Annotated in this window: 10 protein-coding genes and 1 tRNA gene; 3 read left to right on the top strand and 8 right to left on the bottom strand. The window is 51.3% G+C overall.

The window, feature by feature from the left end; genetic code table 11:
• Nucleotides 1–437: 437 nt before the first annotated feature.
• Nucleotides 438–1586, bottom strand: a complete 1149-nt coding sequence (locus ACXYMU_RS17055; RefSeq protein ID WP_458987630.1) for a cystathionine gamma-synthase — start codon at nucleotides 1584–1586, stop codon at nucleotides 438–440.
• A 312-nt stretch (nucleotides 1587–1898) separates the two neighbouring features.
• Here ACXYMU_RS17055 and ACXYMU_RS17050 point away from each other — a divergent pair, with 312 nt between their 5' ends.
• Together ACXYMU_RS17050 and ACXYMU_RS17045 are read left to right on the top strand one after the other, a co-directional pair.
• On the top strand, nucleotides 1899–2618 hold the full coding sequence (locus ACXYMU_RS17050) for a TVP38/TMEM64 family protein (RefSeq protein ID WP_458987629.1): 720 nt from the start codon (nucleotides 1899–1901) through the stop codon (nucleotides 2616–2618).
• A gap of 71 nt (nucleotides 2619–2689) precedes the next feature.
• Nucleotides 2690–2763 (top strand) — tRNA-Arg (locus ACXYMU_RS17045).
• A gap of 105 nt (nucleotides 2764–2868) precedes the next feature.
• Here ACXYMU_RS17045 and ACXYMU_RS17040 read toward each other — a convergent pair.
• From ACXYMU_RS17040 to ACXYMU_RS17020, 5 genes are all read right to left on the bottom strand, one after another.
• On the bottom strand, nucleotides 2869–4095 hold the full coding sequence (locus tag ACXYMU_RS17040; protein WP_458987628.1) for a type I restriction endonuclease subunit R, EcoR124 family: 1227 nt from the start codon (nucleotides 4093–4095) through the stop codon (nucleotides 2869–2871).
• Complete coding sequence (locus tag ACXYMU_RS17035; protein ID WP_458987627.1) at nucleotides 4074–5732, bottom strand: type I restriction endonuclease subunit R; 1659 nt, start codon at nucleotides 5730–5732, stop codon at nucleotides 4074–4076. Before ACXYMU_RS17035 ends, ACXYMU_RS17040 begins: the two co-directional genes overlap by 22 nt.
• Before the next feature lie 117 nt (nucleotides 5733–5849).
• Nucleotides 5850–6230 carry a GxxExxY protein gene (locus ACXYMU_RS17030; RefSeq protein ID WP_458987626.1) on the bottom strand — a complete coding sequence of 127 codons (381 nt, stop codon included), beginning with the start codon at nucleotides 6228–6230 and terminating at the stop codon, nucleotides 5850–5852.
• Nucleotides 6231–6353: 123 nt separating this feature from the next.
• On the bottom strand, nucleotides 6354–7712 hold the full coding sequence (locus ACXYMU_RS17025; RefSeq protein ID WP_458987625.1) for a restriction endonuclease subunit S: 1359 nt from the start codon (nucleotides 7710–7712) through the stop codon (nucleotides 6354–6356).
• Nucleotides 7713–7715: 3 nt separating this feature from the next.
• Entirely contained in the window at nucleotides 7716–9293 is a 1578-nt protein-coding gene (locus tag ACXYMU_RS17020; RefSeq protein ID WP_458987624.1) for a type I restriction-modification system subunit M, read from the bottom strand.
• Nucleotides 9294–10014: 721 nt separating this feature from the next.
• Here ACXYMU_RS17020 and ACXYMU_RS17015 point away from each other — a divergent pair.
• Nucleotides 10015–13686 carry an SBBP repeat-containing protein gene (locus ACXYMU_RS17015; RefSeq protein ID WP_458987623.1) on the top strand — a complete coding sequence of 1224 codons (3672 nt, stop codon included), beginning with the start codon at nucleotides 10015–10017 and terminating at the stop codon, nucleotides 13684–13686.
• Between the two features lie 16 nt (nucleotides 13687–13702).
• On the opposite strand, the gene ACXYMU_RS17010 is transcribed toward ACXYMU_RS17015, so the two are convergent.
• Entirely contained in the window at nucleotides 13703–13930 is a 228-nt protein-coding gene (locus tag ACXYMU_RS17010) for a Y-family DNA polymerase (RefSeq protein WP_458987622.1), read from the bottom strand.
• Between the two features lie 25 nt (nucleotides 13931–13955).
• Nucleotides 13956–14156: a LexA family protein gene (locus tag ACXYMU_RS17005; protein ID WP_458987728.1), complete on the bottom strand. Its 201-nt coding sequence runs from the start codon at nucleotides 14154–14156 to the stop codon at nucleotides 13956–13958.
• Nucleotides 14157–14594: the final 438 nt, after the last annotated feature.

The following is a 14594-nucleotide window of genomic DNA, read 5'->3' as shown; positions in this document are numbered from 1 at the left end:
ATGTGATTCCTTACACGTGCCAGACGCGGGCGAAAGCTATGTAAGCATCAAACGGCCCTACTCCTCAGAGAAGCCAGGAGTAGGGCCGTTTGATGCTTACATTATATTAAGTCATGGCGCGAGCGTCCTCGCTCGTGTCCTACTATTTTCTGGCCCTCTGGGCCAGTTGAGTCGGAGACTCAACATTCACTTTAAGACACGAATCTGGAGATTCGCGCCAGAATCAGGTAGAACTTAACGGCCCTGTCAGAGAAGCCAGGAGGGGTGTTTATAAAGCTGTTCATCGCCAACAGGCATCCTACCCTACTCCCTACAATCTTATACCTGTCTTCTGTTTAAGACCTGCCCTGACAAAAAGAAGCGCCTGCTACTTTAGCAAGCATTTCCCTTATCGCTACAAGATATCTAATATCTAATGCCTAAAATCTAGCATCTAGTTAGCCAATCGCCTGCTCCAGGTCGGCCAGCAGGTCTTCGATGTCCTCTACCCCCACGCTCAACCGGATAAGTGAATCGCTCAGACCGGTTTTCATACGCTCTTCGCGCGGAATGCTGGCGTGCGTCATGCTGGCCGGGTGGCCGCACAACGACTCTACCCCACCCAACGACTCAGCCAGGGTAAAGTACTGAAACTTCTCCAGCACGCTTACCGCGTCCTCTACCTTGTCGCCTTTCAGCACAAACGACACCATGCCGCCAAAGTCGCGCATCTGCGCTTTGGCCACAGCGTGGTTCTTATGATCTTCAAAGCCAGGCCAGTATACCTTCTCCACTTTCGGGTGGCCCTTGAGGAACTCGGCCACCTCGCGACCGTTCTGGCAATGGCGCTCCATGCGCAGGTGCAGCGTTTTCAGGCCACGCAGCACCAGAAAGCAGTCCTGTGGCCCCGGCGTGGCACCGCAGGCGTTTTGGATAAAAGCCAGGCGTTCACGCAAATCCTCGCTGTTCACAATCACGGCACCCATCACCACGTCGGAGTGGCCACCCATGTACTTGGTCAGCGAGTGCATCACAATGTCAGCGCCCAGGTCGAGCGGGGTTTGCAGGTAGGGTGTGGCAAAGGTATTGTCGGCTACCAGCAGCAGGTGGTGCTTTTTGGCAATGACGGCGCAGCCTTCGATGTCGATGATGTTGAGCAGCGGGTTCGTAGGTGTCTCTACCCAGATCATCCGCGTGTTCTCGTTCACCAGCGCGGCCACTTTGTCCAGGTCGCCCATGTCGGTGAAGTGGAACCTGATGCCGTAGTTCTGGAACACCTTCGTGAAGATGCGGTAGCTGCCCCCGTACAGGTCGTTGGTGGAAATTACCTCATCGCCGGGCTTCAGCAATTTGATGATCGCATCGATCGCCGCCATCCCCGACGAGAAGCACAAGCCGTGCTGGCCGTTCTCGAGGGCTGCCAGTGCATTCTGCAGCTGCGTGCGGGTGGGGTTGTGCGTGCGCGAGTATTCATACCCCTTGTGGTCGCCGGGGGAACGCTGTACGTAAGTGGATGTCTGGTAAATTGGCGTCATGATAGCGCCAGTGGTTGGGTCTGGCTCTACGCCGGCGTGTATTGCTTTTGTCCCGAATTTCATATGCTTCATAGTTTCTGTATTTACCGTACTGTATACCGGCAAGTTAAAAAAATTAGGGCATAAGCAAGAACTGCGCTATACCCAGCCTGTACAGTGGCTTTCGTTTTCAAAGTCGCTTAAATCTTTTGCCCTTTGTATTGCGTCTACTATTGCAAGTTGGGCTTTAGCGCCTACATTTATACTTACCCCTGCCCATCCAGTAGGGATGCAAATTACACCAGTAGCAATTTCCCTCCTCGAAGGGGCAGGGGTGGGTAAATTTAAATCCTCTTTGTACATTCCCATAAGGGTAACCGTACAAAGCACACGATAGATTTTTGCATGAAGAAATTCCCAATGCTGCGTACGCTCATACGCGAAAATGCTTCCACGTTTGTATCGATGCTGTTGCTGGTGGTGGTGCCCATAGTGGTGAGTTCCACGCTAGCGGTGGTGCTTTACAGTCACCAGGACTTGCTCACGGGCCTTTCGTGGGGGCAGATGCTGCTTTACTTTGCAGTCATCTCCCTTACCATGGCACTGGCCCTTACTCCCACCACCTTTGTGGCGCTGGTCAGCGGCTTTTACCTGGGCTGGATCGGCTTTCTGGGCATTGTGCTTTCGTATGGCATCGCCGCGCTGGTAGGCTATACCCTGGCCCGCCTGATTGACCACGGCAAGATGATGAGCTTCCTGAACCGCTTCGAGAACGCCCGCAACCTGATGCAGGAACTGCGCCACGAAAGCTGGAGCCTGATCATCCTGACGCGCATCTCTCCGGTACTGCCCTTCGCCCTCATGAACTTTGTGCTCTCGCTGCTGCAGATCAACCGCCGGAAATTCTTTATCGCCAGTATACTGGGCATGCTTCCGCGCACCATGTTCTTTTTCTGGATCGGCACGCAGGCCCGCGATGTGGTGGCGGTGCTGCAAAATCCGGATACTGGCAAAGGCGGACAGTTTCTGATGATCGCCCTGATTATCATTTCGATAGGCGGTCTTTACTATCTTTTCGACAGGGCACTGAAGCGCGCGCTGCGGAAATCTGCCGAAAAAATTTAAGTAAATATTGCCTCATGGCTTGCGTATAAAGGAAAAAGGCCCTTACTTTGCATCATCAAAACAGAATAAACGGTCACGTAGCTCAACTGGATAGAGCATCTGACTACGAATCAGAAGGTTAGGGGTTCGACTCCCTTCGCGACCACCGAAAAGGCCCTCAGCAATATGCTGAGGGCCTTTTTTATTTAGTTCGGACATGTTACGGACAAATACAAGAGCCTGCTAGCACATAGTGCTTACTGTGGGTACCTTACAACCCCGCCCCCATCCCACTAATAAACGTCTCTACAAAACCCATCATCCTGGCTGTGATTCGCTCCGCGATGGGTCTGCGTTCTAATAGCTTGGGCTTGGCCGGCAGCATATCCAGTACCTCGTCGCGCAGGGGCTTGCGTTCCGTAAACAGGTAGTTGCCCAGCACGGCTTGTAGCTTCACGGGGTCCAGCTGTTCTTCTTTGCTTATCTTCTCGAAGGCGGCCATCTGTTCTCTGGCCCAGAAGTTTTCAAAGGCCTCTGGAACATCATCTGCGTCTTCTATGTGGGGCAGATTCTCTTCGATAAACCTGCGAATGAGTTCGCGTTTGCTGCGGAGCGTGGCCTCGCCTGTGAGCGTGTCCAGGATAGCCTGCTTCTGCCTTTCCTTTTCCTCCGGGCTGGCGTTGTTAAGCTTGGCAAGCAGTTTCAGGATATAGGCCACGTTTATCTCGTCGCGGTGGATCAGCTCCAGCTCAAAGTCCACATCATCCAAAATCGATTCCTTCTCTGCGGTGCCTGCATCTGTCCTTACTTTGTCGTAGAGGTCCAGGTATTTGCTCTTATAGTCTTCGAAACTTTGCTCGGACATGGCCAGGTTGTCGAAGCTGAAGTCGGCGAAGGTGGCGAGCACGTTTTTCAGGCGCATCAGCTCCCGGAAGGCTTTCACAAACTCCAGTTCTTCTACCTCGCTAGGCAGGCTGTCCACGCTGCTTACGGTTGGGGCAATTTTAAGCAACTCAGCAAAGGCAATGTTGAATTTAGCCACGTAATCCTCATAAGGCTCCATCAGGATAATATCCTTGGCGTCCTTGTTTGAGAACAGGGCAATGGCATCGTCGGTGGCTTGTTTTAGGTTGCGGAACACCACAATGTTGCCCTGCGATTTCTGCTCGGTGTAGAGGCGGTTGGTGCGGCTGTAAGCCTGTATCAGGCCGTGGTACTTCAGGTTCTTATCGACGTAGAGCGTGCTCAGGGGCGGTGAATCAAAGCCGGTCAGGTACATGTTCACGACCAGTAGTATGTCTATTTCCCGACTTTTTACCCGCTTCGAGATGTCGTTGTAGTAGTTGTAAAATGCCTGGCTGTCTTTGGTGGAGAATTTGGTGCCGAACAGCGTGTTGTAATCCACGATAAAAGCGTCCAGTTTCTCGCGGGTATGGCTGTTGGCGGTATAGGCAACCCGTGGTTCAGCGGCAATGGCTACCTCCTCTTCTTCCAGCATATAATCGCCGGTGGCACCCTATCTTCGTTGGTAGTATAGCTGAAGATGGTAGCCACTTTTAGCTTGTGCCTGCCCTCGGCTTTTCGCTGCTGAAACAGTTCGTAATAGCGTATCAGCACCTCTACACTACTCACACAGAACATGCCGGTAAGCTCTTTGCCGTGGGTTTTGCGTGGGTGGTGCTCAATAATGTAGTCCACGATCTTTTCGAGGCGTTGCGGGGCTTCCAGCAGCTCTTTGGTGTCGATGTCTTCTACCTCTATGTCAATCTCGGTGTTGCTTCCCTCCTTTTCCCGGTACCGGCCCACATACTCCACCGAAAACTTAAGCACGTTCTCGTCTTTGATGGCATCGGTAATCAGGTATTTGTGCAGGCAATCCTCGAACAGGTCGCGGGTGGTGCGCTTGCCCAGGTCGTTTTTAATCACGTTCTCGGCAAAAATGGGCGTGCCTGTAAAGCCGAACATTTGCGCTTTGGCAAAGAAGCTTTTGATGCGGCTGTGCGTCTCGCCAAACTGGCTGCGGTGGCACTCATCAAAGATAAACACCACACGCTCTTCCCTTAACTTCTCCAGCTTGGGGGAGAAACGGGGGCTGCCGATGGCGTTGTTCAGTTTCTGAATGGTGGTAACGATAAGCTTGGTGTTTCCGGCCAACTGACTGACAAGGGCGCGGGTATCGTCGGTGCCGTCTATGCTGCTTGCCGAGAAGCTTTTAAACTCCTTGGTGGTCTGGTAATCGAGGTCTTTGCGGTCTACTACAAACACAACTTTGTGCACCTTGGGTAGCTGCATTAAAAGCTGGCTAGCCTTAAAAGAGGTTAGCGTTTTGCCCGAGCCGGTGGTGTGCCAGATGTAACCGTTCTTATCGGTGTTCTTTACCCTGTCTATGATGGCCTCGGTGGCATAGTACTGGTACGGGCGCAGCACCATCGGGACCTTGTGCGTTTCGTTGAGCACAATGTACTTGGTTACCATTTTCGCCATGTGGCAGGGCTCCAGAAACGCACGACTGAAAGCCTCCAGCTGTGTGATGAGCTTGTTATTTTCGTCGGCCCAGTAAAAGGTCTGCTTAAAGCCCTGCTTTTTGTTGTTGGCGTAGTACTTGGTGTTCACGCCGTTGCTGATCACGAACAGCTGCACATACTGGAACAGGCCATTGGAGGCACTGAACGAATGCCGGTGGTAGCGGTTTACCTGGTTAAAGGCTTCTTTCAGCTCCAGGCCTCTGCGTTTTAGCTCTATCTGCACCAGCGGCAAACCGTTTACGAGCAGCGTTACGTCGTAGCGGTTTTTGTAGGTGCCCTCTATAGTTACCTGCTGCGTTACCTGAAACTGGTTCTGGCACCAATGTTCCTGCTGCAAAAACTCCAGGTATACGCTCGTGCCATCGTCTTTAGTAAGTTGCATTTTGTCGCGGAGCACCTTGGCGCGGTCGAACACGTTGCCTTTGTTGAGGTGGTTAAGCACGCGCTCGAACTCCTTCTGCGTGAGCGTTACCTGGTTGTGCTTTTCGAGCTGGGTTTTCAGATTGGCAAGTAGCGCCTGCTCGTCTTTTATACTTACATAAGTATAACCCAGCCCCTGCAGCTGCTTTATTAAGTTGTCTTCGAGTACCTGTTCTGGTTGCGTTCCCATTGATGATTTAGATTCTCTGGCTTAATATTGTCAGAATTAGGATTAGGCGGATTATGAGATTAAAGGATTCATAATTAAGAAATAATCCTAAAATCCTTTAATCATAAAAATCCTAATTCAGACATTTTTATAGTTCACGTTATACACTCTTTTATACTCCAGGCTTTTTGACCCGAAGTTTATAAGTAAGCCAATAGGTAAGTTATAAGCCTGGCAGTAGTTCATGGCTTGTGCCAGGTGCACATCCTCCAGTTTTATCAGCGCCTTCAGTTCCACCATGATCTCGCCTTCCACAAAAAAATCTACACGACGCGTTCCTATCTCAACCCCTGCATAATGGATCTTCATCTCCTGCTCCCTTTGAAACGACAAACCCTGTTTCTCCATCTCAATTGCCAACGCCCGCTGGTATATCACCTCCTGAAACCCATTACCCAATGTGCTATGTACTTTCATCGCACAGCCAATAATCTTGTGTGTTAATTCTTGATGTTGCATATCATTAATTGGCAGGATTAGACAGATTTAAATTGTCTGAATTAAGATTAGACAGATGAAAGGATGATAGGATTTCCCATGCACATTAAAATCCTATAATCCCTTCATCCTAAAAATCCCAATTCAGACAAATAGTTGCTGCAACAAGCCTTTCTTGAATTGCTGCGCCTGTTCCAGTTGGGTGGACGTATAGGTTATCTTGTTGTCAATGGAAGTAAGGAAGTTGGCGATTTTAATTTGCTCTTCAAGAGAAGGGCGTGGCAACCTAACATCAGCAAAGAACTCTACAACGCTCATGTTTAGCAACCCATGGTTTCTTGCTCCCTCTTGTGCTATTTTATGAAGTTCTCTGTTAAGTCCTCCACTTTCAAAGTACTGCTCAAAGTACTCTTCAAAACTACCGTCTTTTAATTTGAAACAGATATACAGCGTTGACACTACCCCTTTTTCATACTTTGTGAGCCTTTTGATGGCACCCATTGGATAACCTTTTGAGTAGCTCTTATTATATGCAAAGTCTCCTTTATGTAGGAGATAATATCCCGTAACATTATCAGCTGATACAGACTTATTGAAAAAGTCCTCTTGATTTATCAATCCCTGTTGGGCTGATATAGTCAGAACATTCTTATTGTTTTCTGCATTCTTAGTTTTTACTCTTTCAAAAACCTCCCCCAACTTTTTCACCTCCCACTCCGGAAAGTCGTTGCCGTTGTCGTCTTTGAAGCGTAATCTGTCCGAATTAGGATTTTTAGGATGAACGGATTTTAGGATGGGGTCCGCACCGTCCTCGCCTCCGGAAATCCTTTCATCTTTTAATCCGCCTAATCCTAATTCAGACGATTTAAACAACCGCTGCATCACCCCTTTTTTATACTTCTCCAACAAGGTCTTCTTCTTGCTTAGCTGCTGGATTTTATCGTCTGCGGCTGAAAGGAAAGAAGCTATTTTTTGCTGTTCGGGTAGGTCTGGTGTTTTTACAGTTATCTTCCTTAGAACTCCTAGAGAAACCTCTTGGAACGTACTGCCTTTAGATACAGACAATATACGGTTCAATGTGTTAGCATTCTGAAGAGCAAATCTTACAAAATGATTTGAATACTGGGTAGATACAGATATTCTTGCTGTACCTTGTGTGAGATTGGCAACTTCAATTGATTCAGGAACAATTTGAGTACCACCAATATTGCCCCGTAAAGAAAAGACAATATCTCCTGGTTCTACTTCAGAACGTCTATACTTCTTAGCAATCTCGTCTGATGTTCGTTGTAGTTCTGAAAGTCCTAAAGGTGTATTTAAATCTTGACTTTTAATATATGGCATGCCATTCTCAACATGCTCACCTGCTTGAACTATACCATAGGAAATAGTTTTGTCAACTATTGTTTCCAATTCCTTAGACTTCCACTCCTCCTCAAACTCAGGAAATCTCAACGCAGGTACGTTCTTCACGGCTGCTGTTATTTCTACTGCTGCTTCCATGGGTTAAAAAGGTTTAGCTATACCTAGCTCGTCGCAAAACGCAGCTATAGTTTGGTCGGTGCTTTGCATCTCGTCTTCCAATTGGGCGAGTGTGGCAGCTACTTCGTTCAGGTCTATGGCTTCTTCCTCCTCAAAGGTGTCCACGTAGCGCGGAATGTTCAGGTTGTAGTCGTTTTCGGCTATCTCCTGCAGGCTGGCCACATAGCTATACTTATCCTCAGAGGTGCGCTCGCGGTAGGTGGTAATTATCTTTTCAATGTCGGTATCGCGCAGGAAGCATTGCGTTTTGGCCTTCTCGTAATGCTGGCTGGCATCTATAAACAGGATGTTTTCATTCTGCTCACGGCATTTCTTAAATACCAGAATGCAGGTAGGTATACTGGTGCCATAGAAGATGTTGGCCGGCAAACCGATTACGGCATCCAGGTAGTTGCGGTCCTCGATCAGGTACTTGCGTATGTGCCCTTCGGCTGCACCCCTGAACAGCACGCCATGCGGCAGCACCACCGCCATGGTTCCGTTATCGGCGAGGTGATGCACCATGTGCTGCACAAAGGCAAAGTCGGCTTTAGAGCTCGGGGCCAGCTTGCCGTACTGGCTAAAGCGGTCATCGGACATATGCAGCAGGCTGGCACTCCAGTTAGCCGAGAAGGGCGGGTTAGCCACAATCGCCTCGAAGCGCTGCTCCAGGTGCTGCGGGTGCTCCAGCGTGTCTTCCTGCCGTATGTCGAACTTCTGGAAGTGCACATCGTGCAGGATCATGTTCATGCGGGCCAGGTTATAGGTGGTGCGGTTAAGCTCCTGCCCGTAAAAGTTAGACACTTCGTCTACTTCCTTGGCTACACGCAGCAATAAAGAGCCCGAACCGCAGGTAGGGTCGTACACCGATTTCAGCTTGGTTTTGCCGGTGGTTACCAGCTTGGCCAGCACTTTAGAAACCTCTTGTGGGGTATAAAACTCACCGGCTTTTTTGCCTGCGCCACTCGCAAACTGCCCGATCAGGTACTCGTAGGCATCGCCCAGCACGTCGGCTTCGGTGTCTTCCAGTTTAAAGTCTATCTTATCGAGGTGGCCCAGCACTTTGGCTATCAGATCGTTTTTGGCAGCCTCGGTGCGGCCCAGTTTGGTAGAGGTCAGGTCCAGGTCTTCGAACAGCTTGTTAAAGTCGTCTTCGCTCTCGGTACCCATCGTGCTTTGCTCAATGTGCTTGAGCACGAGCGTCAGCTCGTCCAGTATAAAGTTGCTTGCGCCTTCTTCTTTGCTATTGGAGTTGCCTTTGCGTGCCAGCTCCTTAAACAGCTCGTTAGGCTTCAGGAAGTAACCCAAACTGGAAAGCGCCTCTTCTTTGATGGCTTCCAGGTACTCCTGCCCTTCTGCGGTAGTTTCGTTTATGTCGGTGTACTTAATGTTGTCTTCGGCCAGTATCTTGTTGGCGTACAGCTCCATCTTCTCCGAGAGGTACTTGTAAAAGATAAAGCCCAGTATATAGTCCTGGAACTCATCAGCGTCCATCTTGCCGCGCAAGGTGTTGGCAATGTTCCAGAGTTGTTGCTCTAATTGGCGTTTGTGGTTTTCAGACATGGGTAAGCGGATAGGTAAAGGTGGTAATCAGGTATAGGTATTAAAATGAAAAATCTTACAAGATATAACAAGATAGTGAAATTTATATGTTTGCTACAAGTTTAAACTTTGGATTATTTCTACTGTGCTCCTAAGTATAGGATAAACACGTGTATGTTACCTTAAAATGAGCTTTGGTGGCACTGTTATTTCCTCATAAATGGTCACCAGCATGCTTATCGATAGAGGGAGTATTCCCACAAGCAAGTGCGTTTACAGGATGATATACCCTAGCACTATTGCACTTACTGTAACCTATAAAAAAGAGCAACTCCAACAACGGCATCAAAGCTGTTTTGTGCGTGGCCGAGAAATCAGCTAAACAGAGGAGAATATCAAGGTGGTCATTTTAGTTCTATAAACTAAATTGGAGAAGCACTATTTTTCCACTACTACCTGCTGCTCAGTTCTTTAAAATGCCTTCCTCCAAATAAACCTCTTTCTGCTGTTCGACCAGAACTTTTATTCCTTTACCATATTACTACTGTCGTGAGCCAAATACACTATATATAATACAAATTAAAATACGCATTATTTAATACAAATCGTATTATCTATTGAGCGCTCTTTCCAAAAGCACATTACATTCCCTAACATCACCCTAAGGTACTTCTCTAGCCTGCCGCTCTGGCAGGAGCCTTCAGCCTTAGATGGGTCACTCACACTTTTAACCGCACTTACTATGAAAACAAGAATGCGCTTTGCAGGGCTACAGGTCCTGCTGTACCTTATTTGTCTGACAGCATTGGCCCAGCAGCCAAAGCTGGAGTGGGCCAAACGCTATAACGGAACGGGCAACACAGGTGACGGTGCTGTAGCCGTGGCTGTAGATGAAGAGGGTAACAGCTATGTGACGGGCACCAGTTCAGGAGTCTTTCCCAAGATGACCACTGTCAAATACTCTCCTTCCGGTAAGCAGCTCTGGGTGGCGCAGTTCGTTGGTAACTCCATTGCCACGGCCATCGCCGTCGATAACCAAGGAGGCGTCTTCGTTACCGGAAACAGTTATAGCAGTGACTTCACCAGTGATGCCTATGTCACCGTCCGCTACGATGCCGTCACTGGCGAACAGGCTTGGGCCAGCCGCCACGAGGGCGACAGCTATGACCAAGCTATGGCCATCGCCGTTGATAACCAGGGCGGCGTCTACGTCACTGGTTCCAGCGTCGGAGAAACCGGCTCCTTCGACTACGCCACCGTCCGCTACAATGCCGCCACCGGCGAACAGGATTGGGTCAGCCGCTACAGCGCCCATATCTCTAGTGCCGCCGCCATTGCCGTTGACAACGCTGGAAGCGTCTACCTCACCGGTTCCAGCTATAACAGTGACTTCACTGGTACTGGCTATGTCACCGTCCGCTACGACGCCGCTACCGGGGAGCAGGTCTGGGCCAGCCGCTACGACAAAGGCAGATTTGACACCTCAAGGGCCATCGCCGTCGACAACCAGGGCGGCGTCTTCGTTACTGGGCTCAGCTATGGCGAAACTGGCTCCCCTGACTTCGCCACCGTCCGCTACGACGCCGCCACCGGCGAAGAGGCCTGGGCCAGCCGCTACGACGGTGGCTTTTCTGACGAAGTTGTGGCCATCGCCGTCGACAATGCAGGCGGCGTTTACATTACCGGTTCCAGCCATAACAGTGACTTTACTAAGACCGACTACGCCACCGTCTGCTACGCCGCCGCCACCGGCGAAGAGATCTGGGCCAGCCGCTATGACGGTGGCAGCGATAACCAAGCCAGGGCTATCGCCGTGGACAACCAGGGCGGTGTCTACGTTACCGGCTACAGCTACAATAGTGACCCTAATACCGACTATGCTACCGTCCGCTACGCCGCCGCCACCGGGGAGCAGGTCTGGGCCAGCCGCTACGACGAAGGCAGATTTGACATCTCAAGGGCCATCGCCGTCGACAACCAGGGCGGCGTCTACGTCACTGGTTACAGCGTCGGAGAAACCGGCTCCTCCGACTTCGCCACCATCCGTTATGATGCCGCTACCGGAGAACAGGCCTGGGCCAGCCGCTTTGATGAAATAGTAAGCACAGCTGATAGAGCGATAGCAGTAGCCACGGACGAGGATGGTAACAGTTACGTGACGGGCACCAGTTCTGGAGGTTTTTCTAGCATAACTACGATCAAATATGCGCCCTCTGGTGAGCAGCTTTGGGTTGTGCAGTATAAGCATAACTCGATAGCCGCCGCCATCGCTGTGGATAACCAAGGCGGCGTCTACGTCACCGGCTACAGCCATGGCGAAACTGGCTCCCCCAACTACGCCACCGTCCGCTACGACGCCGCTACCGGAGAACAGGTCTGGGCCAAACATTATGACGGCGGCGGTTCTGACGTGGCCGTGTCTATCGCCGTGGACAACCAAGGCGGCGTCTACATCACTGGTTCCAGCTATAACAGCGATTATACTACCAAGGACTACGCCACCGTCCGCTACGATGCTGCCACAGGTGAGCAGGTCTGGGTTCAGCGTTATGATGGCCCCGAGGACTCCCTTGGTGAGGCCACGGCCATCGCAGTGGATAACCAAGGCGGTGTCTATGTCACCGGTTATAGCTATAACAGTGGCTTCACCGGTACTGACTACGCTACTGTCCGTTACGATGCCGCTACTGGCGAACAGACTTGGGTCAGCCGCTACAGCGCTGCTACCTTTAACGCCGCCATTGCCGTGGACAACCAAGGCGGTGTCTACGTCACCGGTGCGAGCTATGGTGCAGATTTTATTCTTGGTTATGCTACTGTCCGCTACGATGCTGCTACCGGGGAGCAGACTTGGGCCAGCCGTTACGAGGGCGTCAGCTATAGTCTGGCTATAGCCATAGCGGTCGACAACACAGGCGGCGTCTACGTCACCGGTGAAAGCTCTAACAGTGGCTTCACTAATAAGGACTATGCCACCGTCCGCTACGCCGCCGCCACCGGCGAAGAGATCTGGGCCAGCCGCTACGACGGTGGCAGCGATGACCAAGCCAGGGCTATCGCCGTGGACAACCAGGGCGGTGTCTATGTCACCGGTTATAGCTCTAACAGCGACTTCAGCGGTACTAATTACGCTACTGTCCGCTATGCCGCCGCTACCGGGGAGCAGGTCTGGGCTGAGCACTACAACAGCATGGGCAGCAGCGAAAATGTAGCTGTGGATTTGGCCCTGGACCTGGACGACAACCTGATCATTACGGGCTATAGTATCGGTGGCCCTGAAACAGGCTATGATTTCCTGACCATTAAATACCACCAGTGCCCGGCTGTGACCGAGATACCCATCACAGGCAGTTCCACGGCAGATGTGAGTGCCACGGGCTCTGTTTATTCCCTTCCCGCTGCTCCTGGCGCCACCTCCTTTTCCTGGAGCATCACCGACCCTGATGGCGCGGCATACGCTGGCTTCACAGGCCAGGGAACACCGTCCATTTCCGTCGACTGGCCAGATGCGCCCAATGCCTATAAGGTAAGCGTCACCTACTCTGCAGAGGAGGGCTGTAGCTTTCAGACTACCGTGCTTTATGTCCACGTCTATGACCCCAAAGCTGGGTATATAACCGGCAGTGGCTGGTCCCACACGCCCGTCAGCACAGACTATGATTTGATGCAAAACGGCAGAAAGTTATACTGGAGTTTTTTGGCAAGGTATAGAAACAGTGCGTCTGATGATGTGCAGGGGCCAGGGTTCTTCCTGATCGAAAGCGGCCCTTATGCCTTCCGCAGCAACAGCTTGGAAGATGGCTCACTTGTCGTCTCCGGAAACAGGGCCTTCTACAGAGGGCAGGGTACCCTCTTCCATCAGGAAGGATTTAGTGTCCGCACAGACAAGCGCAGGTTCGGGTATCTGGTGGCTGCTACAGATGGGGACCTAGGGGAAGGAAACGATCCGGATATGCTGCGCCTCAGGGTATGGGTCATCAAGGAAGACGGCAGTGAGGGGGAGACGGTGTATGATAACCAGATCGGCTGTGCGGCCGGCAGTCTCGACGACAACGCCCCGGCCTGCCAGGCCATCGACAAGGGCAATGTCATCATCCACCGGTCTGGCATCAGAGGCCTTGCCAGCCTCTTCTCCCTAAACGCTGCCGCAGCACCGCAGGAACTGCAGGCCTATCCCACTACCTTCTCCGATAGGACAACCATCGCCTTTTCCCTTGAGGAAGGGGAGGGGTATAAGTTGGAGCTTTACGACCTGAAGGGGGCGCTCGTCAGGCAGCTGACTGCCGGCACGGCCGAGAGGGACAGGCGGTACGAGCACGAGGTAAGGGCAGAAGGTCTGGAAGAAGGCCTCTACCTGGCCAAACTCTCCACAAAGGAGAAGGTGCAGACGGTGAAGCTGGTCGTGCAACGGTAACATGTCACCGAAGAGTTCATAGTTGAAGGAGAAGACCTGCACCCGGTGCCGCTCCACAAGCTCCTTCACCCCGGAGCACCGGCTGGCTCATCTGCAGGCCCAGCGCCTTCGCCTCATTGCTCCTGGCGATAATGCAGCCATCGTTGTTGGAGCGCACTATCATGGGCTTCCGGAAACCCATGACAGTGCGCTCACAGGAGGCATAGAAGCTGTTGCAGTCTACACTGGCGAATAGCGAGGTCATGAGCCGAAGGTTCGCACCGTCCCCACTACCACACCCCACACACGCCCTGCGTCGGCCTCTGTAATATGTATGTGCATATGACATGGATTCTCAGCCTTGAGATAAGCTCCTGTCGCTTGATGGTGAACGCTTCGTTGACATAGGCCAACACAATATCGCCGCGCTTGGCCTCGCGCGACTTGTCTATCACGGCCATATCTCCGGGTGCGATATGGGCGCCAATGATGCTATCCTCCTTGTAAGCTTCCCCGAAAATTTAGCCGCTGTAAAGTTGAAAAAACCTTATTTAAATGGAGTGTAGATGACAACCTTCACAGATCATCAAAGCCCCCAAGAAGCACGAGAACGGCCGCAACGCCCAGGAGCTATGCTGGTAGCTGGGTATTACCTCCTCGGCATTATACAAGTGGCGCCAGCGCTACTCAGGGCTGGAGGTAAAGGAGCTTGAGGAGGAGAACGCCCGCCTCAAAAGATGTTTGTCGAGCTCTCGCTGGTGCACCATGCTTTGAAGGAGGCGGTTGGAAAAAAGCTGTAGCGCCTGAGAAGCTGTTTTAAAAGGTAGTTATGGATAAAAAGAGTGCCCACTTTGGTTAAGAAAGTTGAACGACCAACTAATCAAAACCTAGGTGAGCACCAATCAAAAGAAACAAAAAAGGAAGCCTTA

The organism is Pontibacter sp. CAU 1760, from assembly GCF_054482735.1.
This window is presented reverse-complemented; position numbering and strand designations above follow the sequence as displayed.

Coding starts and splice junctions, on each gene's coding strand:
- ACXYMU_RS17015 (WP_458987623.1), top strand. CDS start 10,015: ATGAAAACAAGAATGCGCTTTGCAGGGCTACAGGTCCTGCTGTACCTT.
- ACXYMU_RS17010 (WP_458987622.1), bottom strand. CDS start 13,930: ATGACCTCGCTATTCGCCAGTGTAGACTGCAACAGCTTCTATGCCTCC.
- ACXYMU_RS17035 (WP_458987627.1), bottom strand. CDS start 5,732: ATGGGAACGCAACCAGAACAGGTACTCGAAGACAACTTAATAAAGCAG.
- ACXYMU_RS17055 (WP_458987630.1), bottom strand. CDS start 1,586: ATGAAGCATATGAAATTCGGGACAAAAGCAATACACGCCGGCGTAGAG.
- ACXYMU_RS17030 (WP_458987626.1), bottom strand. CDS start 6,230: ATGCAACATCAAGAATTAACACACAAGATTATTGGCTGTGCGATGAAA.
- ACXYMU_RS17025 (WP_458987625.1), bottom strand. CDS start 7,712: ATGGAAGCAGCAGTAGAAATAACAGCAGCCGTGAAGAACGTACCTGCG.
- ACXYMU_RS17040 (WP_458987628.1), bottom strand. CDS start 4,095: ATGCTGGAAGAAGAGGAGGTAGCCATTGCCGCTGAACCACGGGTTGCC.
- ACXYMU_RS17020 (WP_458987624.1), bottom strand. CDS start 9,293: ATGTCTGAAAACCACAAACGCCAATTAGAGCAACAACTCTGGAACATT.
- ACXYMU_RS17050 (WP_458987629.1), top strand. CDS start 1,899: ATGAAGAAATTCCCAATGCTGCGTACGCTCATACGCGAAAATGCTTCC.